Origin of the sequence: Bhargavaea massiliensis (genome assembly GCF_050480245.1) — a bacterium.
GTDB lineage: Bacteria > Bacillota > Bacilli > Bacillales > Anoxybacillaceae > Anoxybacillus.
Window position 1 is genome coordinate 26,561 of the sequence record NZ_JBCNEQ010000009.1, and the last position, 19,948, is coordinate 46,508.

The window sequence follows — 19,948 nt, forward strand, 5'->3', positions numbered from 1 at the left end:
ACCTATTGCTAGCGAATGACGCTAGCAATAGGTGAAAAAAATATAGTTGACACAGATCTTAGAAAGTGATAACATAATAAAGGTGTTCCGAAAACCTGTCACTTTGGAGGATATGTTACATGTCTTATGAAAAAGTCGCACAGGCTAAACAAATTATTGTAGGAACGAAACAAACAGTACGAGCTCTGAAAGATGGAAAGGTACATGAGATCGTGATTGCTGAAGATGCGGATGTAGCAATTATCGATAAAGTGCTAGAAGCGGCAAGAGAGGCAAATGTACCTGTTTGTAAAGTGGACTCGATGAAAAAGCTCGGGAAAGCATGTAAAATCGATGTAGGAGCGGCTGCTGTTGCGATCATTCGTTAAAAACTGTTTTTGTGGGTTTACTACAAAAACTTTGTTTTTGCATAAAAATGAGCCACCTGGATGTGTGGGCTTGAATTTGATTGTGAAGGGAGGAAATTTACCATGCCTACAATTAACCAGCTTGTACGTAAAGGTCGTACAAAAAAGGTAGTGAAATCTAAATCACCTGCGTTAAATAAAGGGTATAACAGCTTCAAAAAAGTTCAAACAACTGTTTACTCTCCGCAAAAACGTGGAGTATGTACACGTGTAGGTACAATGACACCAAAGAAGCCAAACTCTGCGCTTCGTAAATATGCCCGTGTACGTCTATCTAACGGTATCGAGGTAACTGCTTATATCCCAGGTATCGGTCATAACTTACAAGAACACAGCGTTGTATTAATTCGCGGTGGACGTGTAAAAGACTTACCAGGGGTACGTTACCACATCGTTCGCGGTGCTTTAGATACAGCAGGTGTAGCAAACCGTATGCAAGGTCGTTCAAAATACGGTGCGAAAAAACCAAAAGCAGCTAAGAAATAACATTTATCATTTCTCGCTGATTTTCACTGAAAGGAGGAAAAACTATGCCACGTAAAGGTCCGGTTCCTAAACGAGATGTGTTACCAGATCCAATTTACAACTCAAAGCTAGTTACACGTTTAATCAATAAAATTATGATTGACGGTAAAAAAGGTAAAGCACAAAAAATTCTTTACACAGCGTTCGATATTATTCGTGAACGCACAGGTAAAGATCCAATGGAAGTGTTTGAGCAAGCGTTGAAAAACGTTATGCCAGTTCTTGAAGTTCGCGCACGCCGTGTTGGTGGTGCAAACTATCAAGTTCCTGTTGAGGTGCGTCCAGAACGCCGCACAACATTAGGTCTTCGTTGGCTTGTGAACTACGCTCGTCTTCGTGGAGAAAAAACGATGGAAGAGCGTTTAGCGAACGAGATTATGGATGCTGCTAACAACACAGGTGCAGCTGTGAAAAAACGCGAAGATACACACAAAATGGCAGAAGCAAACAAAGCGTTTGCACACTATCGTTGGTAATTTTTTCGTTAAATTAAGAATAGGTGAGAGCGATGCGGTTGAAACTAAAAAAGCATGCCCATCGCTCATTCGCCTATATTCCTATATGCAAAATAAATTACGACACTTCATTTAAGGAAGGAGAAAAAATCCATATGGCAAGACAGTTCTCCTTGGAAAACACTCGCAATATTGGAATCATGGCCCATATTGACGCCGGTAAAACAACAACAACAGAACGTATCCTTTTCTACACAGGACGCGTTCATAAAATCGGTGAAGTTCATGAGGGCGCAGCAACGATGGACTGGATGGAGCAAGAACAAGAGCGCGGAATTACCATCACATCCGCAGCAACAACAGCTCAATGGAAAGGCCATCGTATTAACATCATCGATACACCTGGACACGTCGACTTCACAGTAGAAGTTGAACGTTCATTGCGCGTATTAGACGGTGCAGTGGCGGTATTAGACGCACAATCAGGTGTAGAACCGCAAACAGAAACAGTATGGCGCCAAGCGACTACATACGGTGTTCCACGTATCGTTTTCGTAAACAAAATGGACAAGATTGGCGCAGACTTCTTATACTCTGTAAAAACGCTTCATGACCGTTTACAAGCGAATGCGCACCCTGTCCAATTACCAATTGGTGCAGAAGATCAATTCACAGGCATCATTGACCTTGTTGAAATGTGCGCATACCACTATCACGATGAATTAGGAAAAAACATCGAGCGCATCGAGATTCCTGAAGACTATCGTGATATGGCTGAAGAATATCGCGGAAAATTAATTGAAGCAGTTGCAGAGCTTGATGAAGAATTAATGATGAAATATTTAGAAGGGGAAGAAATTACAAAAGAAGAATTAAAAGCTGCGATTCGTAAAGCGACAGTTTCTGTTCAATTCTTCCCTGTATTCTGTGGTTCTGCATTCAAAAACAAAGGCGTTCAATTAATGCTTGATGGGGTTGTTGACTACTTACCATCGCCAGTCGACATTCCTGCGATTAAAGGAACTGTTCCTGATACAGAAGAAGAGACAGTTCGCGAAGCGCGCGACGATGCTCCTTTTGCGGCGTTAGCGTTCAAAATTATGACAGACCCTTACGTCGGTAAGTTGACGTTCTTCCGCGTATACTCTGGCACATTAAACTCCGGTTCTTACGTGTTGAACTCAACAAAACGTAAGCGTGAACGTATCGGTCGTATTCTACAAATGCACGCAAACCACCGTGAAGAAATTGCACAAGTTTACGCAGGTGACATTGCGGCAGCTGTAGGTTTAAAAGATACAACAACTGGTGATACATTGTGTGATGAAAAAGACCCAGTCATCCTAGAGTCTATGCAATTCCCAGAGCCAGTTATTCAAATCGCGATCGAACCGAAGTCAAAAGCTGACCAAGATAAGATGAGCACAGCATTACAAAAACTTCAAGAAGAAGACCCAACATTCCGTGCATGGACAGACCAAGAAACAGGTCAAACAATCATCGCGGGTATGGGTGAGCTTCACCTTGACATCATCGTTGACCGTATGCGTCGCGAGTTTAAGGTAGAAGCAAACGTTGGTGCTCCACAAGTTGCATACCGTGAAACATTCCGTAAATCTGCACAAGTTGAAGGAAAATTTGTGCGCCAGTCTGGTGGTCGCGGTCAATACGGTCACGTTTGGATCGAGTTCTCACCAAACGAAGAAGGAAAAGGCTTCGAATTCGAAAACGCAATTGTTGGTGGGGTTGTTCCAAAAGAATACATCCCTGCAATTCAAGCAGGTCTTGAAGATGCAATGCAAAACGGTGTTCTTGCTGGATACCCAGTTGTTGATATTAAAGCGAAATTATTCGACGGTTCTTACCACGATGTTGACTCAAGCGAAATGGCGTTCAAAATCGCTGCTTCTATGGCGTTGAAAAACGCAGCATCCAAATGTGATCCTGTGTTGCTTGAGCCGATCATGAAAGTAGAAGTCATCGTCCCTGAAGAATATTTAGGTGACATCATGGGTGACATCACTTCTCGTCGTGGTCGCGTCGAAGGTATGGAAGCTCGCGGTAACGCACAAGTTGTTCGCGCGATGGTTCCACTTTCTGAAATGTTTGGATACGCAACTTCATTGCGTTCAAATACACAAGGTCGCGGAACATTCACAATGGTATTCGACCATTATGAAGAAGTTCCGAAAAGCATTGCCGAGGAAATCATCAAAAAAAATAAAGGTGAATAATTGATTTTCCGGCATTGTTCAAGTATAAATACTTATGTAAGACTTGGAAGTGGACGTGCCTGTGCACCTTCACTTCCGAGCATTCTATATTTAATAAAAACACACTAAGGAGGATATTATAATGGCTAAAGCGAAATTCGAACGCACGAAACCACACGTCAACATTGGTACAATCGGCCACGTTGACCATGGTAAAACAACTTTGACAGCTGCAATCACAACAGTTCTTGCGAAACAAGGTAAAGCAGAAGCACGCGCGTATGATCAAATCGACGCTGCTCCAGAAGAGCGCGAGCGCGGAATTACAATCTCAACTGCACACGTTGAGTATGAAACTGACAACCGTCACTATGCACACGTTGACTGCCCGGGTCACGCAGACTACGTGAAAAACATGATCACAGGTGCTGCGCAAATGGACGGTGCGATCCTTGTTGTATCTGCTGCTGACGGTCCAATGCCACAAACTCGTGAGCACATTCTTCTTTCTCGCCAAGTAGGCGTACCTTACATCGTTGTATTCTTAAACAAATGCGACATGGTAGACGATGAAGAGCTTTTAGAGCTTGTTGAAATGGAAGTTCGCGATTTATTATCTGAATACGACTTCCCAGGAGACGAAGTTCCTGTAATTAAAGGTTCTGCGTTAAAAGCGCTTGAAGGAGATCCAGTTTGGGAAGAAAAAATCATCGAGCTTATGAACGCTGTTGATGAATATATCCCAACTCCACAACGCGAAATCGACAAACCATTCATGATGCCAGTTGAAGACGTATTCTCAATCACTGGTCGTGGTACAGTTGCTACAGGTCGCGTTGAGCGCGGTATCTTAAAAGTTGGTGACCAAGTAGAGATCATCGGTCTTTCTGAAGAGCCAAAAGCAACAACTGTTACAGGTGTTGAAATGTTCCGTAAGCTTCTTGACCAAGCTGAAGCTGGTGACAACATCGGTGCACTTCTTCGCGGTGTTTCTCGTGACGAAGTACAACGCGGTCAAGTATTAGCAAAACCAGGAACAATCACTCCACACACAAAATTTAAAGCGCAAGTTTACGTGTTAACAAAAGAAGAAGGTGGACGTCATACTCCTTTCTTCTCTAACTACCGTCCACAATTCTACTTCCGTACAACGGACGTAACAGGTATCATCCAACTTCCAGAAGGCGTTGAGATGGTAATGCCTGGAGACAACATCGAAATGACAGTAGAATTAATCGCGCCAATCGCGATCGAAGAAGGTACAAAATTCTCGATCCGCGAAGGTGGACGTACAGTGGGTGCAGGTTCTGTATCTGAAATCATCGAGTAATCGATGGAAGTGGTCTAGCGGTCAGCTAGACCACTTATTTTTTTTTGCTCCATTGAAAATGCATGACGAAATATGTATAATGGGAAAGGCAGTTTGTGAAGAAAAGAAATAAAAAAACTTGCATTAGCTATAGATTTTATATATAATAATAAACGTTGGTCTTTGACTGCGATGAAGTGGAAGGTTGCTGACACACCCGGCCGCTTTGCCATGGCGAGTGTGAAGGAAATTTCCATGGAGAATGTCTATTTTAAAAATAGGCGAAGAAGGAGGGAAAATAATGGCAAAAGAAAAAATTCGTATTCGTTTAAAAGCGTATGATCATCGAATTCTTGATCAATCTGCTGAGAAAATTGTGGAAACTGCAAAGCGTTCAGGCGCAACTGTATCTGGACCGATTCCGTTACCAACTGAAAGAACGGTGTACACGATTTTGCGTGCGGTTCATAAATACAAAGACTCTCGTGAGCAGTTCGAAATGCGCACACATAAACGCTTAATTGACATCGTCAATCCGACTCCACAAACAGTAGATTCTTTAATGCGTTTAGACTTACCGTCTGGTGTTGATATTGAAATCAAGTTGTAATTGCTATATAGGAGGTGTGAAAGATGAAAGGAATCTTAGGAAGAAAAATCGGCATGACTCAAGTGTTTGCTGAAAACGGGGATCTTATTCCTGTAACGGTAATTCAAGCGACTCCGAACGTAGTTCTTCAAAAGAAAACGATTGAAAACGACGGTTATGAAGCGATTCAATTAGGTTTTGAAGATTTACGTGAGAAATTAGCGAACAAGCCGCAAAAGGGTCATGCTGCAAAGGCAAACACCACACCTAAGCGCTTCATTCGTGAAATTCGTGGTGTGAATCTTGCAGAATATGAAGTAGGTCAAGAAGTAAAAGTGGACATTTTCAACGAAGGTGAAATCGTTGACGTCACAGGAACGTCAAAAGGTAAAGGTTTCCAAGGTGTAATTAAACGCCATGGACAATCTCGTGGACCAATGGCGCACGGTTCTCGTTATCATCGTCGTCCTGGTTCAATGGGTCCAATCGCTCCAAACCGTGTATTCAAATCAAAAGAGCTTCCAGGTCGCATGGGTGGCGAGCGAGTAACAGTACAAAACTTAAAAGTTGTCAAAGTGGATCCAGAACGCAACTTAATTTTAATTAAAGGAAACGTACCAGGTCCAAACAAAGGGCTTGTTATCATTAAAAGCGCGGTTAAGGCGAAATAATTTCTTTAAGAAAGGAGGAAACACCCAATGCCAAAAGTAGCATTGTACAACCAAAACGGAGAAAACATCGGTGAAATCGAATTAAACGATGCCGTATTTGGTATTGAACCGAACAAACATGTGTTATTTGAAGCGGTAATTATGCAACGTGCTTCCTTGCGTCAAGGAACTCATAAAACAAAAAATCGTGCAGAAGTAAGCGGCGGTGGCCGTAAACCATGGCGTCAAAAAGGTACTGGACGCGCTCGTCAAGGATCGATTCGTTCTCCACAGTGGCGCGGCGGTGGTATTGTATTTGGTCCAGTTCCACGCAGCTACAGCTACAAACTTCCGAAAAAAGTTCGTCGCTTAGCAATTAAATCAGCTTTATCTTCAAAAGTGCTTGAAAACAACATCGTTGTATTAGACAATTTAACGCTTGAAGCACCGAAAACAAAAGAAATGGTTAAAATTTTAAACAACCTTTCTGTTGATCGCAAAGCGTTAATTGTAACAGCAGATGCAAACGAGAACGTCATTCTTTCAGCCCGCAACATCCCAGGAGTTACAGTCGTAACAGCAAGCGGAATTAACGTTCTTGATGTACTCAACCACGACAAGCTTGTCATTACAAAAGCTGCCGTGGAAAAAGTAGAGGAGGTGCTTGTATAATGAAAGATCCTCGCGATATTATTAAGCGCCCCGTCATTACTGAACGTTCAACAGAGTTAATGGGTGAGAAAAAATATACGTTCGAAGTTGATGTAAAAGCGAACAAAACGGAAGTAAAAGATGCGATCGAAGCGATCTTCGGCGTAAAAGTAGCAAAGGTCAACATTATGAACTATAAAGGAAAGTTCAAACGTGTTGGTCGTTATAGCGGATTAACAAATCGTCGTCGTAAAGCGATTGTTACATTAACGCCAGACAGCAAAGAGATCGAACTATTTGAAGTATAAGTTTAAAAGTGAAGGAGGGAAACGGACATGGCGATTAAAAAATATAAGCCAACGTCTAACGGTCGTCGTGGTATGACGGTTTTAGACTTCTCTGAGCTTACAACAGATAAGCCGGAAAAATCGTTGCTTGTGCCTTTAAAGAAAAAAGGCGGTCGTAACAACCAAGGTAAATTAACTGTTCGTCACCAAGGTGGCGGTCATAAGCGTCAATACCGTATTATTGACTTTAAACGCGATAAAGATGGCATTCCAGGACGCGTTGCTACAATCGAATACGATCCAAACCGTTCTGCAAACATCGCGCTAATTCATTATGCTGATGGTGAAAAGCGTTACATCATCGCACCGAAAAACTTAGAAGTTGGCATGGAAATTATGTCAGGTCCAGATGCGGACATTAAAGTAGGTAACGCATTACCTTTAGCAAATATTCCAGTTGGTACAGTTATTCATAACATCGAATTAAAACCTGGTAAAGGCGGACAATTAGTACGCGCTGCAGGTACATCTGCACAAGTGCTAGGTAAAGAAGGTAAATACGTACTTGTTCGTTTATCTTCAGGTGAAGTTCGCATGATTTTAGCAACTTGCCGTGCAACAATCGGTCAAGTTGGTAACGAACAACATGAGCTTGTGAACATTGGTAAAGCTGGACGCGCTCGTTGGTTAGGTATTCGTCCAACTGTTCGTGGTTCCGTTATGAACCCTGTTGATCACCCACATGGTGGTGGTGAAGGTAAAGCACCTATCGGACGTAAGTCTCCAATGACTCCATGGGGCAAACCAACTCTTGGATTCAAAACGCGTAAGAAGAAAAACAAATCCGATAAATTTATCGTACGTCGTCGTAAAAAATAACGGGGTTGAGCTACGGTTCAAAAGAACCGTAGAGCAATCACGAAAGGAGGTTCACTTATGGGTCGCAGCTTGAAAAAAGGTCCTTTTTGTGATGATCATTTAATGAAAAAAATCGAGAAATTGAATGAAACTGGACAAAAACAAGTGATCAAAACATGGTCTCGTCGTTCGACAATTTTCCCACAATTCATTGGTCACACAATCGCTGTTTACGATGGTCGCAAACACGTTCCAGTTTACATCACAGAGGACATGGTCGGTCATAAGCTCGGTGAGTTCGCGCCAACGCGCACGTACAAAGGTCACGCTGCTGATGACAAGAAAACAAAACGTTAATATGAGAGGAGGCTTCATTTATGCAAGCTAAAGCTGTTGCTAGAACGGTTCGAATTGCTCCTCGTAAAGCTCGTTTAGTGATTGATTTAATTCGAGGAAAGCAAGTTAGTGAAGCAGTTGCGATTCTTCGTCATACGCCAAAAGCTGCTTCTCCGATTATCGAGAAAGTATTAAAATCTGCAGTGGCAAACGCAGAACACAACTATGACATGGACGTTAATAAGCTCGTTGTTACAGAAGCTTATGTGAACGAAGGACCAACATTAAAACGTTTCCGTCCTCGTGCACAAGGTCGTGCGAGCGCAATTAACAAACGCACAAGCCATATCACGATCGTTGTTTCAGAAAAGAAGGAGGGATAATCAGTGGGTCAAAAGGTAAATCCAATCGGTCTTCGCATTGGTATTATCCGTGATTGGGAATCAAGATGGTACGCTGAAAAAGATTACGCGGACCTTTTACACGAAGATCTTAAAATTCGTGAGTACCTCACAAAGCGCTTAAGCGATGCAGCTGTTTCTCGCATTGAAATCGAGCGTGCAGCAAACCGTGTAAATATCACAATCCATACAGCGAAACCAGGAATGGTGATCGGTAAAGGTGGATCTGAAGTTGAAGCGCTTCGTAAAGCGTTAAACGAATTAACTGGCAAACGCGTTCATATCAACATCGTTGAAATTAAAAAGCCAGACTTAGAAGCGAAACTTGTTGCAGAAAATATCGCGCGTCAAATTGAAAACCGCGTATCATTCCGTCGTGCACAAAAACAAGCAATTCAACGCACAATGCGCGCAGGTGCTAAAGGAATTAAAACGATGGTATCTGGTCGTTTAGGTGGAGCAGATATCGCTCGCTCAGAACATTACAGCGAAGGAACAGTTCCACTTCATACTCTTCGCGCTGACATCGATTATGCAACAGCAGAAGCGGACACAACATACGGAAAAATCGGCGTGAAAGTATGGATTTATCGTGGAGAGGTCCTTCCTACGAAAAAGAAAACTGAGGAAGGAGGAAATTAATCATGTTAATGCCAAAACGTGTAAAATATCGTCGTGAACATCGCGGTCGCATGAAAGGTCGCGCAAAAGGCGGTACAGAAGTACATTTTGGTGAATACGGCTTACAAGCGTTAGAGCCAGCATGGATTACAAACCGTCAAATCGAGGCTGCCCGTCGTGCGATGACTCGTTACATGAGACGTGGCGGTAAAGTATGGATTAAAATTTTCCCTTCAAAACCATACACAGCAAAACCACTTGAAGTGCGCATGGGTTCCGGTAAAGGTGCTCCAGAAGGTTGGGTAGCTGTTGTTAAACCTGGTAAAGTGATGTTCGAAATCGCGGGAGTTTCTGAAGAAGTAGCTCGTGAAGCGTTACGTCTTGCTTCTCACAAACTTCCAATCAAATGCAAATTCGTAAAACGTGAAGAAATTGGTGGTGAATCAAATGAAAGCTAAAGAAATTCGTGAACTTACCACTGCCGAGATTGAACAAAAAATTAAAGCGTTGAAAGAAGAGTTATTCAACCTTCGCTTCCAATTGGCAACAGGTCAATTAGAGAATACAGCTCGTATTCGTGAAGTACGCAAAGCGATTGCGCGTATGAAAACTGTTATTCGCGAAAGAGAGATCGCTGCTAACAAATAATTGATATCGAGAGGAGGTTCGCACAATGAGTGAACGCAACAATCGTAAAGTTCTCGTCGGCCGTGTTGTTTCCGATAAAATGGATAAAACAATTACGGTTCTTGTAGAAACTTATAAAAAGCATCCTCTTTACGGCAAGCGCGTAAAGTATTCGAAAAAATATAAAGCACATGACGAAAACAATGTAGCAAAAGTGGGCGACATTGTAAAAATTATGGAGACACGTCCTCTTTCTGCAACAAAACGTTTCCGTCTTGTTGAAGTAGTTGAAAAAGCTGTTATCGTTTAATCAATATGTTCGGTGTGATGGATACAAATCCGAAAGGAGGTTTCGTCAATGATTCAACAAGAAACTCGTATGAAAGTTGCTGATAACTCTGGTGCACGTGAAGTGCTTGTCATTAAAGTGCTAGGTGGTTCTGGTCGTCGTTATGCGAACGTTGGCGACATCGTTGTGGCGACAGTTAAAGATGCAACACCAGGTGGCGTTGTTAAAAAAGGTCAAGTTGTTAAAGCGGTTGTCGTTCGTACAAAACGTGGCGTGCGCCGTACAGACGGTTCTTACATCCGCTTTGACGAAAATGCTTGCGTAATCATTCGTGATGACAAGAGCCCACGTGGTACGCGTATTTTCGGACCAGTTGCTCGTGAGTTGCGCGACAAAGACTTTATGAAAATCGTTTCTTTAGCTCCAGAAGTGATTTAATGAAAAGGAAAAGCCTTTTAAGGAGGTGCGATTCAGATGCATGTAAAAAAAGGTGATAAAGTGCAAGTGATCTCTGGTAAGGATAAAGGAAAACAAGGCGTTATTCTTGCTGCGTTTCCAAAGAAAAACCGAGTGCTTGTTGAAGGTGTGAACATCGTAAAAAAACACGTAAAACCTTCTCAAGCAAATCCACAAGGCGGCATCATCAGCCAAGAGGCGCCAATCCACGTATCAAACGTAATGCCTCTTGATCCAAAAACAGGATTACCAACTCGTGTTGGATACAAAGTAGTTGACGGTAAAAAAGTTCGCTATGCGAAACGTTCTGGTGAAATTTTAGACAAATAATGAAGTGACTGAGGAAGGGAGGTACTCAAATGAACCGCCTTAAAGAAAAGTATTTGAAAGAAGTTGTTCCTGCTCTTATGAGCAAGTTTAACTATAAATCAGTGATGCAAGTTCCAAAAATCGAAAAAATCGTCATCAACATGGGTGTTGGTGATGCGGTACAAAACGCAAAAGCGTTAGATAGCGCAGTAGAAGAACTCGCGTTAATTTCTGGTCAAAAACCGGTTGTTACACGCGCGAAAAAATCAATCGCTGGTTTCCGTCTTCGCGAAGGAATGCCAATCGGTGCAAAAGTAACACTTCGCGGTGAGCGTATGTACGAGTTTTTCGATAAGCTCGTTTCTGTTTCTTTACCGCGCGTTCGTGACTTCCGCGGCGTATCGAAAAAATCATTCGATGGACGTGGAAACTACACATTAGGTGTAAAAGAGCAATTAATTTTCCCTGAAATTGATTACGATAAAGTAAACAAAGTTCGCGGTATGGACATCGTGATCGTTACAACTGCGAAAACTGACGAGGAAGCTCGTGAATTACTTGCGTTGCTCGGTATGCCATTCCAAAAATAATCATTCCCATTCGTAAAAAGAGGGAGGCGAAAACGTGGCTAAAAAATCAATGATCGCGAAACAAAAACGCACACCAAAGTTTAAAGTACAAGCGTACACTCGTTGTGAGCGTTGTGGACGTCCACACTCTGTATATCGCAAATTTAAACTTTGCCGTATTTGTTTCCGTGAATTAGCGTATAAAGGTCAAATTCCTGGTGTGAAAAAAGCAAGCTGGTAATAAACCCATGAGTTGGGAAGGAGGTAAAACATAATGGTGATGACAGATCCAATTGCAGATATGCTTACTCGCATTCGTAATGCGAACATGGTGCGTCACGAGAAACTTGAAGTTCCTGCTTCGAAAATTAAAAGAGAAATCGCTGAAATTTTAAAGCGTGAAGGTTTCATTCGTGATGTCGAATACATTGAAGATAACAAACAAGGTATTCTTCGTATTTTCTTAAAGTACGGTCCAAATAACGAGCGCGTAATTACAGGTCTTAAACGCATTAGCAAACCTGGTTTGCGCGTATATGTAAAAGCTGACGAAGTACCACGCGTATTGAACGGCTTAGGAATCGCAATTCTTTCAACATCTCAAGGCATTTTAACTGACAAAGAAGCACGTCAAAAACGTACTGGCGGCGAAGTGTTAGCATACATTTGGTAATTATTTTGCAACGAATGGAGGTGTAGTACATGTCACGTGTTGGTAAAAAACCATTGGAAATTCCAGCTGGTGTTACAGTTACATTAAACGGTAACACGGTTACTGTAAAAGGTCCGAAAGGTGAACTTACTCGTACGTTCCATCCGGATATGATCATTAAATTAGAAGGCAACGTTTTAACAGTTGAGCGTCCAAGCGATGAGAAACATCATCGTGCACTTCACGGAACGACTCGCAGCTTGCTTGCAAACATGGTTGAAGGTGTTTCAAAAGGCTATGAGCGTGCACTTGAGCTTGTCGGTGTCGGTTACCGTGCGACAAAACAAGGCAAAAAGCTTGTATTGAGCGTAGGATACTCTCATCCTGTTGAAATCGAGCCAGAAGAAGGACTTGAAATTGAAGTTCCTTCACAAACAAAAATCATCGTTAAAGGTGCGGACAAACAACGTGTTGGTGAATTAGCAGCAAACATTCGTGCCGTTCGTTCACCAGAGCCTTACAAAGGAAAAGGTATTCGCTACGAGGGCGAAGTTGTACGTCGTAAAGAAGGTAAAACAGGTAAGAAATAATGCTGCTTAGGTAAATGAAAGGAGTGACACGAATGATCACTAAGCTTGATAAAAATGCAGTTCGCAAAAAAAGACACGCTCGTGTTCGTCGTAAAGTAGTAGGAACTGCGGAACGTCCACGCTTAAATGTGTTCCGTTCAAACAAACACATTTACGCGCAAATTATCGACGATGTGAAAGCTGTGACACTTGTTAGCGCGTCAACGTTAGATAAAGAGTTTGACTTAGAATCAACAGGCAATGTTGAAGCAGCTCAAAAAGTGGGCGAATTAATTGCTAAACGTGCACTTGAAAAAGGAATTACGGCGGTTGTATTTGACCGTGGCGGATATTTATATCATGGACGTGTTAAAGCACTTGCAGACGCTGCTCGTGAAGCTGGATTACAATTCTAATTAAGAAGGAGGGACAGAGATGCGTCGCATTGATCCAAATAAACTTGAACTAGAAGAACGCGTTGTTGCCGTTAACCGCGTAGCTAAAGTAGTAAAAGGTGGACGTCGTTTCCGTTTCGCTGCGTTAGTCGTTGTTGGTGACAAAAACGGTCATGTCGGCTTCGGAACTGGAAAAGCTCAAGAGGTTCCAGATGCTATTCGCAAAGCGATTGAAGACGCGAAGAAAAACTTAATCACTGTACCGATTGTTGGTACAACAATTCCACATGAAGTTGTCGGACATTTCGGAGCAGGTGAAATCATTTTAAAACCAGCATCTGAAGGTACTGGGGTTATCGCTGGTGGTCCTGCGCGTGCGGTATTAGAGTTAGCAGGTATTAGCGATATTTTATCGAAGTCAATCGGCTCCAACACACCAATTAACATGGTGCGCGCAACAATCGACGGTTTGAAGCAATTGAAACGTGCTGAAGAGGTAGCAAAATTGCGCGGTAAAACAGTTGAGGAACTGTTAGGATAAGGGAGGGAAAAATGATGGCGAAAAAATTAGCAATTACCCTCACTCGCAGCGTAATCGGTCGTCCGCAAGACCAACGCGTGACGGTTAAAACATTAGGTTTAAGAAAATTGCATCAAACAGTTGTTCATAACGACAATCCAGCCATTCGTGGGATGATTAATAAAGTTTCTCACCTTGTAACAGTAAAAGAATTAGAAGAATAAGGAGGTGCCTCGGCATGAAGCTACATGAATTACAACCAGCACCGGGTTCCCGTAAAGAACGTAACCGTGTTGGTCGTGGTATCGGCTCTGGTAACGGAAAAACTTCTGGTAGAGGACATAAAGGGCAAAACGCTCGCTCTGGCGGCGGTGTACGCATCGGCTTTGAAGGTGGTCAAACGCCTTTATTCCGTCGTTTACCAAAACGCGGCTTTACAAACATTCATCGTAAAGAATATGCGATCGTTAACCTTGAAGCATTAAATCGCTTTGAAGACGGTACTGAAGTAACACCAGAATTGTTGCTTGAAACAGGCGTGGTAAGCAAGTTGAAAGCAGGCATCAAAGTTCTTGGAAACGGTGAGCTTACGAAAAAATTAACAGTAAAAGCTCATAAATTCTCTGCTTCTGCAAAAGAAGCGATCGAAGCTGCTGGCGGTACAACTGAGGTGATTTAATGTTTCGAACAATCTCCAATTTTATGCGCGTGGGTGATATAAGAAGAAAAATTGTATTCACCCTTCTTATGCTCATTGTATTTCGCATCGGTACGTTTATTCCTGTGCCGGGCGTCAATGCAGACGTATTAAAAATGCAAGATCAGTTCAACGCTTTTGGCGTATTGAACACATTTGGTGGTGGAGCTTTACAAAACTTTTCTATTTTTGCGATGGGCGTCATGCCATACATTACGGCATCCATCATCGTTCAACTATTGCAGATGGATGTTGTTCCTAAATTTACAGAGTGGTCGAAACAAGGAGAAGTAGGCCGCCGTAAACTCGCTCAGTTTACCCGCTATTTTACGATTGTGCTTGGATTTATCCAAGCGTTCGCTATGTCGTACGGTTTTCATAATATGTCTGGTGGCATGCTCATTAAAAATCCAGGCATTCCGACATATTTGCTTATTGCGCTTGTGTTAACAGCTGGAACAGCCTTTTTAATGTGGCTTGGTGAGCAAATTACAGCTAAAGGTGTTGGAAACGGGATTTCCGTATTGATTTTTGCAGGGATCGTATCCGGTATCCCAACAACACTTAATCAAATTTACGTTCAACAGTTTGAAAATGCTGGCGATCAGCTGTTTTTACGCATCGTCACAGTGTTGTTAGTCGCTTTAGCAGTTGTTGCAGTTATTGTTGGCGTCATTTATGTGCAACAAGCGTTTCGGAAAATTCCGATTCAGTACGCAAAGCGATTAGAAGGACGTAGTCCGGTAGGTGGTCATTCGACACACATTCCGTTAAAAGTCAATCCGGCAGGCGTTATTCCGGTTATTTTTGCGGTGTCGTTTATTATTACTCCACCGACGATTGCATCGTTTTTCGGCTCGAATGATGTAACATTATGGATTAAAAAAGTTTTTGACTACACGCAACCAGTTGGTATGATCATATACGTCGCTTTAATTGTTGCCTTCGCGTATTTTTATGCGTTTGTTCAAGTCAATCCAGAACAAATGGCGGACAATTTGAAAAAGCAAGGTGGTTACATTCCAGGCATTCGTCCAGGAAAGAACACGCAAGAATTCATCACACGCGTTTTGTATCGGTTAACTTTCGTCGGAGCTCTATTTTTAGCAGCAATCGCTGTTCTTCCTGTCTTCTTTATCGAGTTCGCTAAACTACCGCCTTCTGCTCAAATTGGAGGAACGGGCTTGCTGATCGTCGTCGGTGTTGCTTTAGAGACGATGAAGCAGCTAGAAAGCCAATTAGTGAAGCGCCATTACAAAGGCTTTATTAAATAAAAAGAGGTGTTGGGAATTTTATTCCCTCTACCTCACATAGAGCTGAGGGGGAGACGTTGATGAATCTAGTATTAATGGGACTGCCAGGCGCTGGAAAAGGTACGCAGGCAGAAAAAATTGTTGAGAAATATAAAATTCCTCACATTTCTACTGGGGATATGTTTCGAGCAGCGATTAAAGAAGGAACAGAGCTCGGTTTACAGGCGAAATCGTATATGGATCGCGGCGATCTTGTTCCAGACGAAGTGACGATCGGCATTGTTCGTGAACGGTTAAGCAAGGACGATTGCCAAAACGGATTTTTGCTTGATGGATTTCCGCGAACAGTCGCTCAAGCGGAAGCGTTAGAAACGCTTCTTCAACAATTGAACCGTTCCATTGATTATGTTATTAACATCGAAGTAGATAAAAGCATCTTAATGGAACGTCTAACAGGCAGACGCATTTGTAAAGAATGCGGCGCAACGTATCATCTTGTATTTAATCCGCCAGCACAAGCAGGCATCTGCGATAAATGCGGAGGAGAATTGTATCAACGCGCAGATGATAACGAAGCGACCGTAGCGAATCGTCTTGAAGTCAATATGAAGCAAGCTCAGCCGTTGCTTGATTTTTACGCGGCGAAAGGGTACTTGCGCAACATTAATGGACAACAACATATTGATCAAGTGTTTGCTGACATTTGTGAATTACTTGGGGGCTTACAATCATGATCATTTGCAAAACCCCACGCGAAATTGAAATTATGCGTGAAGCTGGTCGAATTGTCGCTTTAACTCATCAAGAACTACAAAAATATATCGAGCCAGGCATAACGACGCGAGAGCTCGATCATATTGCTGAAACGTTCATTCGCAAACATGATGCAATTCCTTCGTTTAAAGGATATAATGGATTCCAAGGGAGCATTTGTACATCGGTCAATGAAGAGCTCGTTCATGGTATTCCAGGAGACCGTGTGCTTCGCGAAGGAGATATTATTAGCATCGATATTGGCGCAAAATATAATGGATATCATGGTGATTCGGCTTGGACGTATCCGGTCGGAGCCATTTCAGAAGAAGCGAAAAAGCTTTTAGAAGTGACAGAGCAATCGTTGTATCGCGGATTGGAAGAAGCGAAACCTGGCGCACGGTTAACGAACATTTCTCATGCGATCCAAACGTATGTCGAGGCGCATAACTTTTCGGTTGTGCGTGAGTATGTTGGGCATGGAATTGGTCAAGACTTACATGAAGATCCGCAAATTCCACATTACGGTCCACCAAACAAAGGGCCGCGGTTAAAGCCAGGCATGGTTCTGTGCATTGAGCCGATGGTGAATGCAGGAACCCGTTATGTTCGCACGTTAGAAGATAATTGGACGGTCGTCACAGTAGATGGCAAACTATGTGCTCACTTTGAGCATACGATCGCCATTACCGAGACGGGATATGAAATTTTAACAACACTTTGAACGCTTTAACCTTCTTTGCGGATGCGCATCGTAAGCTTTAAACTAAACTGGTCGTGTTAGTTGAACATGTTACTCATTTCAAAAAAGAAGGGAGAGCCGTTCAATGGCGAAAGACGATGTAATTGAAGTGGAAGGTACAGTCGTTGAAACGTTGCCAAATGCGATGTTCCGAGTGGAACTTGAAAACGGTCATACCGTTTTAGCTCACGTTTCAGGTAAAATTCGCATGCATTTTATTCGCATTTTACCAGGTGATAAAGTAACAGTTGAATTATCACCTTACGATTTAACACGTGGAAGAATTACGTATCGATATAAATAACACTCCGCACGAACAAGGAGGTAAGTTCACATGAAAGTTAGACCATCTGTAAAACCGATTTGCGAAAAGTGCAAAGTCATTCGCAGACGCGGAAAAGTTATGGTTATTTGTGAAAATCCAAAGCATAAGCAAAAACAAGGATAAAACTTGAGGAGGTGTACAAATCATGGCACGTATTGCAGGTGTAGATATTCCTCGTGACAAACGTGTAGTCATTTCATTAACATACATTTACGGAATCGGTAAAGCAACTGCACAAAAAATCTTAGCAGAAGCTGGCGTATCTGAAGACACTCGCGTTCGCGACTTAACAGAAGAAGAATTAGGTAAAATTCGTGAAATCGTAGATCGCTTAAAAGTAGAAGGAGATCTTCGTCGTGAAGTATCGTTAAACATTAAACGTTTAATGGAGATCGGTTGCTATCGTGGTCTTCGTCATCGTCGCGGATTGCCAGTTCGTGGCCAAAATACGAAAAACAATGCTCGTACACGTAAAGGTCCACGTCGTACAGTAGCGAATAAGAAAAAATAATTAAGTAAAGGAGGTTCATGAACGAATGGCACGTAAAACGAATACGCGTAAACGTCGTGTAAAAAAGAATATTGAATCTGGTATCGCTCATATCCGTTCGACTTTTAACAACACAATCGTCACAATTACAGACGCTCATGGAAATGCAATTTCTTGGTCAAGTGCAGGTGCGTTAGGCTTCAAAGGTTCTCGTAAGTCTACTCCATTTGCTGCACAAATGGCTGCAGAAGCTGCTGCAAAAGCATCAATGGAGCATGGCATGAAAACTGTTGAAGTCAACGTAAAAGGTCCGGGTGCTGGTCGTGAGGCAGCGATTCGTGCACTTCAAGCGGCTGGACTAGAAATTACAGCAATTAAAGATGTTACACCGGTTCCACATAACGGATGCCGTCCGCCAAAACGTCGTCGTGTTTAATTTCCCTGTATAGAATTTGCGTATGTGTCAATAATGGGATATAGTCATTGTTACAGGGAAATGAAAAACAGTTGTTGTGCACATTCGGGAACTTATTCATGGGGGAATTTCGATTGAGCTGTCATCGGTTTAATCGGGGTTTCGACGTTTTGAAGGAGGGTTAAATGAATGCTAGAAATTGAGAAGCCGAAAATCGAAACGGTTGAAATCAGCGAGGATGCCAAATACGGCAAATTCGTCGTTGAACCACTTGAGCGTGGATATGGTACAACTTTGGGTAACTCCTTACGTCGTATCCTGTTATCCTCACTCCCTGGTGCCGCTGTAACATCTGTTCAAATAGATGGTGTATTGCACGAGTTTTCAACAATTGATGGCGTCGTGGAAGATGTAACAACAATCATTTTAAACATTAAAAAGCTAGCGCTAAAAATCTACTCGGACGAAGAAAAGACGCTTGAGATTGATGTACAGGGTGAAGGAGTCGTTACAGCTGCGGATATTACTCACGATAGCGATGTAGAAATTCTCAACCCAGACCTTCATATTGCCACACTGGCAAAAGACGGTCGTTTACGCATGAGAATGACAGCAAAACGCGGACGTGGGTATACACCAGCTGATGCTAATAAGCGCGAGGATCAACCGATAGGTGTTATCCCGATCGATTCCATTTATACGCCGGTATCGCGCGTATCATACCAAGTCGAAAATACGCGCGTCGGTCAAATGACAAATTACGACAAATTAACGATCGACGTGTGGACAGATGGTAGCATCGGCCCGAAAGAAGCAATCTCACTAGGGGCAAAAATCTTAACAGAGCACTTAAATATTTTTGTGAACTTGACGGATGAAGCGCAACATGCGGAAATCATGATCGAAAAAGAAGAAGATCAAAAAGAAAAAGTGCTCGAGATGACAATTGAAGAGCTTGATCTTTCTGTTCGTTCGTACAACTGCTTAAAGCGTGCTGGCATTAATACAGTACAAGAACTTGCGCAAAAAACGGAAGAAGATATGATGAAAGTGCGCAACTTAGGCCGCAAGTCGCTTGAAGAAGTAAAAGCGAAGTTAGAAGAGCTAGGATTAAGCTTACGTAAAGATGACTAGTTAAGCGTTCGGTTAACTAGGCATTTTCATGTTAAAAGTGAAATAAAGGAGGGACATCACATGTCTTACAGAAAATTAGGACGCACAAGCTCTCAACGTAAAGCATTGCTTCGTGACTTAGTGACAGACTTAATCATTAATGAGCGAATTGAAACAACAGAAGCTCGTGCAAAAGAGTTGCGTTCTGTTGTAGAAAAAATGATTACATTAGGAAAACGTGGCGATTTGCATGCACGTCGCCAAGTTGCTGCATTCGTTCGTAAAGAAGTAGCAAACACAGAAACAGGTCAAGATGCAATTCAAAAATTGTTTAGCGACATTGCACCACGTTACCAAGATCGCCAAGGCGGTTATACACGCATTATGAAACTTGGACCACGCCGCGGTGACGGTGCGCCAATGGTCATTATCGAACTAGTTTAATACGTTTTTACAAGGGCGAGACAGTTTT

Annotated in this window: 35 protein-coding genes; all 35 read left to right on the forward strand. The window is 42.5% G+C overall.

Translation table 11 applies throughout. The annotated features are described in order from the left end of the window. Positions 1–119: 119 nt before the first annotated feature. Positions 120–368 carry a 50S ribosomal protein L7ae-like protein gene (locus ABEV15_RS02680; protein WP_004888656.1) on the forward strand — a complete coding sequence of 83 codons (249 nt, stop codon included), beginning with the start codon at positions 120–122 and terminating at the stop codon, positions 366–368. A 102-nt stretch (positions 369–470) separates the two neighbouring features. Further along, complete coding sequence (rpsL, locus tag ABEV15_RS02685) at positions 471–893, forward strand: 30S ribosomal protein S12 (protein ID WP_003397652.1); 423 nt, start codon at positions 471–473, stop codon at positions 891–893. A gap of 44 nt (positions 894–937) precedes the next feature. Further along, a complete protein-coding gene (gene rpsG / locus ABEV15_RS02690) occupies positions 938–1,408 on the forward strand; it encodes a 30S ribosomal protein S7 (RefSeq protein ID WP_004888658.1) in 471 nt (156 codons plus the stop codon). A 134-nt stretch (positions 1,409–1,542) separates the two neighbouring features. After that, positions 1,543–3,621, forward strand: a complete 2,079-nt coding sequence (gene fusA, locus ABEV15_RS02695; RefSeq protein WP_004888659.1) for an elongation factor G — start codon at positions 1,543–1,545, stop codon at positions 3,619–3,621. Between the two features lie 121 nt (positions 3,622–3,742). Beyond that, positions 3,743–4,930: an elongation factor Tu gene (tuf, locus tag ABEV15_RS02700; RefSeq protein ID WP_075039515.1), complete on the forward strand. Its 1,188-nt coding sequence runs from the start codon at positions 3,743–3,745 to the stop codon at positions 4,928–4,930. A gap of 280 nt (positions 4,931–5,210) precedes the next feature. Further along, positions 5,211–5,519, forward strand: coding sequence for a 30S ribosomal protein S10 (gene rpsJ, locus ABEV15_RS02705; RefSeq protein WP_009361489.1), 309 nt, complete (start codon positions 5,211–5,213; stop codon positions 5,517–5,519). Positions 5,520–5,542: 23 nt separating this feature from the next. Continuing rightward, positions 5,543–6,169 carry a 50S ribosomal protein L3 gene (gene rplC, locus ABEV15_RS02710; RefSeq protein ID WP_004888665.1) on the forward strand — a complete coding sequence of 209 codons (627 nt, stop codon included), beginning with the start codon at positions 5,543–5,545 and terminating at the stop codon, positions 6,167–6,169. 27 nt (positions 6,170–6,196) lie between these two features. Then, positions 6,197–6,820, forward strand: coding sequence for a 50S ribosomal protein L4 (gene rplD / locus ABEV15_RS02715; protein WP_064213999.1), 624 nt, complete (start codon positions 6,197–6,199; stop codon positions 6,818–6,820). Then, positions 6,820–7,107: a 50S ribosomal protein L23 gene (gene rplW, locus ABEV15_RS02720; RefSeq protein ID WP_004888670.1), complete on the forward strand. Its 288-nt coding sequence runs from the start codon at positions 6,820–6,822 to the stop codon at positions 7,105–7,107. Before rplD ends, rplW begins: the two co-directional genes overlap by 1 nt. A 27-nt stretch (positions 7,108–7,134) precedes the next feature. Further along, a complete protein-coding gene (rplB, locus tag ABEV15_RS02725; RefSeq protein WP_004888673.1) occupies positions 7,135–7,965 on the forward strand; it encodes a 50S ribosomal protein L2 in 831 nt (276 codons plus the stop codon). 57 nt (positions 7,966–8,022) lie between these two features. Next, positions 8,023–8,301 carry a 30S ribosomal protein S19 gene (gene rpsS / locus ABEV15_RS02730; protein WP_004888674.1) on the forward strand — a complete coding sequence of 93 codons (279 nt, stop codon included), beginning with the start codon at positions 8,023–8,025 and terminating at the stop codon, positions 8,299–8,301. Between the two features lie 20 nt (positions 8,302–8,321). Continuing rightward, positions 8,322–8,663 carry a 50S ribosomal protein L22 gene (gene rplV / locus ABEV15_RS02735; RefSeq protein ID WP_006322652.1) on the forward strand — a complete coding sequence of 114 codons (342 nt, stop codon included), beginning with the start codon at positions 8,322–8,324 and terminating at the stop codon, positions 8,661–8,663. A 3-nt stretch (positions 8,664–8,666) separates the two neighbouring features. Next, positions 8,667–9,323 (forward strand): 30S ribosomal protein S3, encoded by a 657-nt coding sequence (rpsC, locus tag ABEV15_RS02740; protein ID WP_003397666.1) that lies wholly within the window; start codon positions 8,667–8,669, stop codon positions 9,321–9,323. A 2-nt stretch (positions 9,324–9,325) separates the two neighbouring features. After that, complete coding sequence (rplP, locus tag ABEV15_RS02745; protein ID WP_003397670.1) at positions 9,326–9,760, forward strand: 50S ribosomal protein L16; 435 nt, start codon at positions 9,326–9,328, stop codon at positions 9,758–9,760. Next, positions 9,750–9,950 carry a 50S ribosomal protein L29 gene (gene rpmC / locus ABEV15_RS02750; RefSeq protein WP_003397671.1) on the forward strand — a complete coding sequence of 67 codons (201 nt, stop codon included), beginning with the start codon at positions 9,750–9,752 and terminating at the stop codon, positions 9,948–9,950. Before rplP ends, rpmC begins: the two co-directional genes overlap by 11 nt. A gap of 25 nt (positions 9,951–9,975) precedes the next feature. Next, positions 9,976–10,239, forward strand: a complete 264-nt coding sequence (gene rpsQ, locus ABEV15_RS02755; RefSeq protein WP_003397674.1) for a 30S ribosomal protein S17 — start codon at positions 9,976–9,978, stop codon at positions 10,237–10,239. 48 nt (positions 10,240–10,287) lie between these two features. Beyond that, positions 10,288–10,656, forward strand: a complete 369-nt coding sequence (gene rplN / locus ABEV15_RS02760; RefSeq protein WP_004888678.1) for a 50S ribosomal protein L14 — start codon at positions 10,288–10,290, stop codon at positions 10,654–10,656. Between the two features lie 36 nt (positions 10,657–10,692). Continuing rightward, positions 10,693–11,004 carry a 50S ribosomal protein L24 gene (gene rplX / locus ABEV15_RS02765; protein ID WP_003397676.1) on the forward strand — a complete coding sequence of 104 codons (312 nt, stop codon included), beginning with the start codon at positions 10,693–10,695 and terminating at the stop codon, positions 11,002–11,004. A gap of 29 nt (positions 11,005–11,033) precedes the next feature. After that, positions 11,034–11,573, forward strand: a complete 540-nt coding sequence (rplE, locus tag ABEV15_RS02770; protein ID WP_004888681.1) for a 50S ribosomal protein L5 — start codon at positions 11,034–11,036, stop codon at positions 11,571–11,573. Positions 11,574–11,607: 34 nt separating this feature from the next. Continuing rightward, positions 11,608–11,793, forward strand: coding sequence for a 30S ribosomal protein S14 (rpsN, locus tag ABEV15_RS02775; RefSeq protein WP_003397678.1), 186 nt, complete (start codon positions 11,608–11,610; stop codon positions 11,791–11,793). Positions 11,794–11,826: 33 nt separating this feature from the next. Continuing rightward, positions 11,827–12,225 (forward strand): 30S ribosomal protein S8, encoded by a 399-nt coding sequence (gene rpsH, locus ABEV15_RS02780; RefSeq protein ID WP_429630697.1) that lies wholly within the window; start codon positions 11,827–11,829, stop codon positions 12,223–12,225. A 29-nt stretch (positions 12,226–12,254) separates the two neighbouring features. Next, positions 12,255–12,794 (forward strand): 50S ribosomal protein L6, encoded by a 540-nt coding sequence (gene rplF / locus ABEV15_RS02785; protein WP_004888688.1) that lies wholly within the window; start codon positions 12,255–12,257, stop codon positions 12,792–12,794. A gap of 32 nt (positions 12,795–12,826) precedes the next feature. Further along, positions 12,827–13,189 (forward strand): 50S ribosomal protein L18, encoded by a 363-nt coding sequence (gene rplR, locus ABEV15_RS02790; RefSeq protein WP_004888689.1) that lies wholly within the window; start codon positions 12,827–12,829, stop codon positions 13,187–13,189. 19 nt (positions 13,190–13,208) lie between these two features. Beyond that, positions 13,209–13,709 (forward strand): 30S ribosomal protein S5, encoded by a 501-nt coding sequence (rpsE, locus tag ABEV15_RS02795; protein WP_429630695.1) that lies wholly within the window; start codon positions 13,209–13,211, stop codon positions 13,707–13,709. Positions 13,710–13,723: 14 nt separating this feature from the next. Beyond that, the gene (gene rpmD, locus ABEV15_RS02800) at positions 13,724–13,912 is read left to right on the forward strand and encodes a 50S ribosomal protein L30 (RefSeq protein WP_003397685.1); all 189 of its coding nucleotides are present in this window, start codon (positions 13,724–13,726) and stop codon (positions 13,910–13,912) included. Positions 13,913–13,926: 14 nt separating this feature from the next. After that, positions 13,927–14,367 carry a 50S ribosomal protein L15 gene (rplO, locus tag ABEV15_RS02805; protein WP_498852315.1) on the forward strand — a complete coding sequence of 147 codons (441 nt, stop codon included), beginning with the start codon at positions 13,927–13,929 and terminating at the stop codon, positions 14,365–14,367. Further along, complete coding sequence (gene secY / locus ABEV15_RS02810; RefSeq protein ID WP_429630691.1) at positions 14,367–15,659, forward strand: preprotein translocase subunit SecY; 1,293 nt, start codon at positions 14,367–14,369, stop codon at positions 15,657–15,659. The genes rplO and secY overlap by 1 nt, the downstream gene beginning before the upstream one ends. Positions 15,660–15,718: 59 nt before the next feature. Further along, positions 15,719–16,372 (forward strand): adenylate kinase, encoded by a 654-nt coding sequence (locus ABEV15_RS02815; RefSeq protein WP_004888700.1) that lies wholly within the window; start codon positions 15,719–15,721, stop codon positions 16,370–16,372. Next, entirely contained in the window at positions 16,369–17,115 is a 747-nt protein-coding gene (gene map, locus ABEV15_RS02820; RefSeq protein WP_498852316.1) for a type I methionyl aminopeptidase, read from the forward strand. Before ABEV15_RS02815 ends, map begins: the two co-directional genes overlap by 4 nt. 103 nt (positions 17,116–17,218) lie before the next feature. Then, positions 17,219–17,437, forward strand: a complete 219-nt coding sequence (gene infA / locus ABEV15_RS02825) for a translation initiation factor IF-1 (protein WP_003247618.1) — start codon at positions 17,219–17,221, stop codon at positions 17,435–17,437. 30 nt (positions 17,438–17,467) lie between these two features. Then, positions 17,468–17,581 (forward strand): 50S ribosomal protein L36, encoded by a 114-nt coding sequence (gene rpmJ, locus ABEV15_RS02830; RefSeq protein WP_000868344.1) that lies wholly within the window; start codon positions 17,468–17,470, stop codon positions 17,579–17,581. 22 nt (positions 17,582–17,603) lie between these two features. After that, a complete protein-coding gene (gene rpsM / locus ABEV15_RS02835) occupies positions 17,604–17,969 on the forward strand; it encodes a 30S ribosomal protein S13 (RefSeq protein ID WP_003397691.1) in 366 nt (121 codons plus the stop codon). Positions 17,970–17,994: 25 nt separating this feature from the next. After that, a complete protein-coding gene (rpsK, locus tag ABEV15_RS02840) occupies positions 17,995–18,384 on the forward strand; it encodes a 30S ribosomal protein S11 (protein WP_004888704.1) in 390 nt (129 codons plus the stop codon). 168 nt (positions 18,385–18,552) lie between these two features. After that, positions 18,553–19,497, forward strand: coding sequence for a DNA-directed RNA polymerase subunit alpha (locus ABEV15_RS02845; RefSeq protein ID WP_004888705.1), 945 nt, complete (start codon positions 18,553–18,555; stop codon positions 19,495–19,497). Between the two features lie 60 nt (positions 19,498–19,557). After that, positions 19,558–19,920, forward strand: a complete 363-nt coding sequence (gene rplQ, locus ABEV15_RS02850) for a 50S ribosomal protein L17 (RefSeq protein ID WP_004888706.1) — start codon at positions 19,558–19,560, stop codon at positions 19,918–19,920. Positions 19,921–19,948 lie beyond the last annotated feature (28 nt).

Coding starts and splice junctions, on each gene's coding strand:
- ABEV15_RS02680 (WP_004888656.1), top strand. CDS start 120: ATGTCTTATGAAAAAGTCGCACAGGCTAAACAAATTATTGTAGGAACG.
- rpsL (WP_003397652.1), top strand. CDS start 471: ATGCCTACAATTAACCAGCTTGTACGTAAAGGTCGTACAAAAAAGGTA.
- rpsG (WP_004888658.1), top strand. CDS start 938: ATGCCACGTAAAGGTCCGGTTCCTAAACGAGATGTGTTACCAGATCCA.
- fusA (WP_004888659.1), top strand. CDS start 1,543: ATGGCAAGACAGTTCTCCTTGGAAAACACTCGCAATATTGGAATCATG.
- tuf (WP_075039515.1), top strand. CDS start 3,743: ATGGCTAAAGCGAAATTCGAACGCACGAAACCACACGTCAACATTGGT.
- rpsJ (WP_009361489.1), top strand. CDS start 5,211: ATGGCAAAAGAAAAAATTCGTATTCGTTTAAAAGCGTATGATCATCGA.
- rplC (WP_004888665.1), top strand. CDS start 5,543: ATGAAAGGAATCTTAGGAAGAAAAATCGGCATGACTCAAGTGTTTGCT.
- rplD (WP_064213999.1), top strand. CDS start 6,197: ATGCCAAAAGTAGCATTGTACAACCAAAACGGAGAAAACATCGGTGAA.
- rplW (WP_004888670.1), top strand. CDS start 6,820: ATGAAAGATCCTCGCGATATTATTAAGCGCCCCGTCATTACTGAACGT.
- rplB (WP_004888673.1), top strand. CDS start 7,135: ATGGCGATTAAAAAATATAAGCCAACGTCTAACGGTCGTCGTGGTATG.
- rpsS (WP_004888674.1), top strand. CDS start 8,023: ATGGGTCGCAGCTTGAAAAAAGGTCCTTTTTGTGATGATCATTTAATG.
- rplV (WP_006322652.1), top strand. CDS start 8,322: ATGCAAGCTAAAGCTGTTGCTAGAACGGTTCGAATTGCTCCTCGTAAA.
- rplP (WP_003397670.1), top strand. CDS start 9,326: ATGTTAATGCCAAAACGTGTAAAATATCGTCGTGAACATCGCGGTCGC.
- rpmC (WP_003397671.1), top strand. CDS start 9,750: ATGAAAGCTAAAGAAATTCGTGAACTTACCACTGCCGAGATTGAACAA.
- rpsQ (WP_003397674.1), top strand. CDS start 9,976: ATGAGTGAACGCAACAATCGTAAAGTTCTCGTCGGCCGTGTTGTTTCC.
- rplN (WP_004888678.1), top strand. CDS start 10,288: ATGATTCAACAAGAAACTCGTATGAAAGTTGCTGATAACTCTGGTGCA.
- rplX (WP_003397676.1), top strand. CDS start 10,693: ATGCATGTAAAAAAAGGTGATAAAGTGCAAGTGATCTCTGGTAAGGAT.
- rplE (WP_004888681.1), top strand. CDS start 11,034: ATGAACCGCCTTAAAGAAAAGTATTTGAAAGAAGTTGTTCCTGCTCTT.
- rpsH (WP_429630697.1), top strand. CDS start 11,827: ATGGTGATGACAGATCCAATTGCAGATATGCTTACTCGCATTCGTAAT.
- rplF (WP_004888688.1), top strand. CDS start 12,255: ATGTCACGTGTTGGTAAAAAACCATTGGAAATTCCAGCTGGTGTTACA.
- rplR (WP_004888689.1), top strand. CDS start 12,827: ATGATCACTAAGCTTGATAAAAATGCAGTTCGCAAAAAAAGACACGCT.
- rpsE (WP_429630695.1), top strand. CDS start 13,209: ATGCGTCGCATTGATCCAAATAAACTTGAACTAGAAGAACGCGTTGTT.
- rpmD (WP_003397685.1), top strand. CDS start 13,724: ATGGCGAAAAAATTAGCAATTACCCTCACTCGCAGCGTAATCGGTCGT.
- rplO (WP_498852315.1), top strand. CDS start 13,927: ATGAAGCTACATGAATTACAACCAGCACCGGGTTCCCGTAAAGAACGT.
- secY (WP_429630691.1), top strand. CDS start 14,367: ATGTTTCGAACAATCTCCAATTTTATGCGCGTGGGTGATATAAGAAGA.
- ABEV15_RS02815 (WP_004888700.1), top strand. CDS start 15,719: ATGAATCTAGTATTAATGGGACTGCCAGGCGCTGGAAAAGGTACGCAG.
- map (WP_498852316.1), top strand. CDS start 16,369: ATGATCATTTGCAAAACCCCACGCGAAATTGAAATTATGCGTGAAGCT.
- infA (WP_003247618.1), top strand. CDS start 17,219: ATGGCGAAAGACGATGTAATTGAAGTGGAAGGTACAGTCGTTGAAACG.
- rpmJ (WP_000868344.1), top strand. CDS start 17,468: ATGAAAGTTAGACCATCTGTAAAACCGATTTGCGAAAAGTGCAAAGTC.
- rpsM (WP_003397691.1), top strand. CDS start 17,604: ATGGCACGTATTGCAGGTGTAGATATTCCTCGTGACAAACGTGTAGTC.
- rpsK (WP_004888704.1), top strand. CDS start 17,995: ATGGCACGTAAAACGAATACGCGTAAACGTCGTGTAAAAAAGAATATT.
- ABEV15_RS02845 (WP_004888705.1), top strand. CDS start 18,553: ATGCTAGAAATTGAGAAGCCGAAAATCGAAACGGTTGAAATCAGCGAG.
- rplQ (WP_004888706.1), top strand. CDS start 19,558: ATGTCTTACAGAAAATTAGGACGCACAAGCTCTCAACGTAAAGCATTG.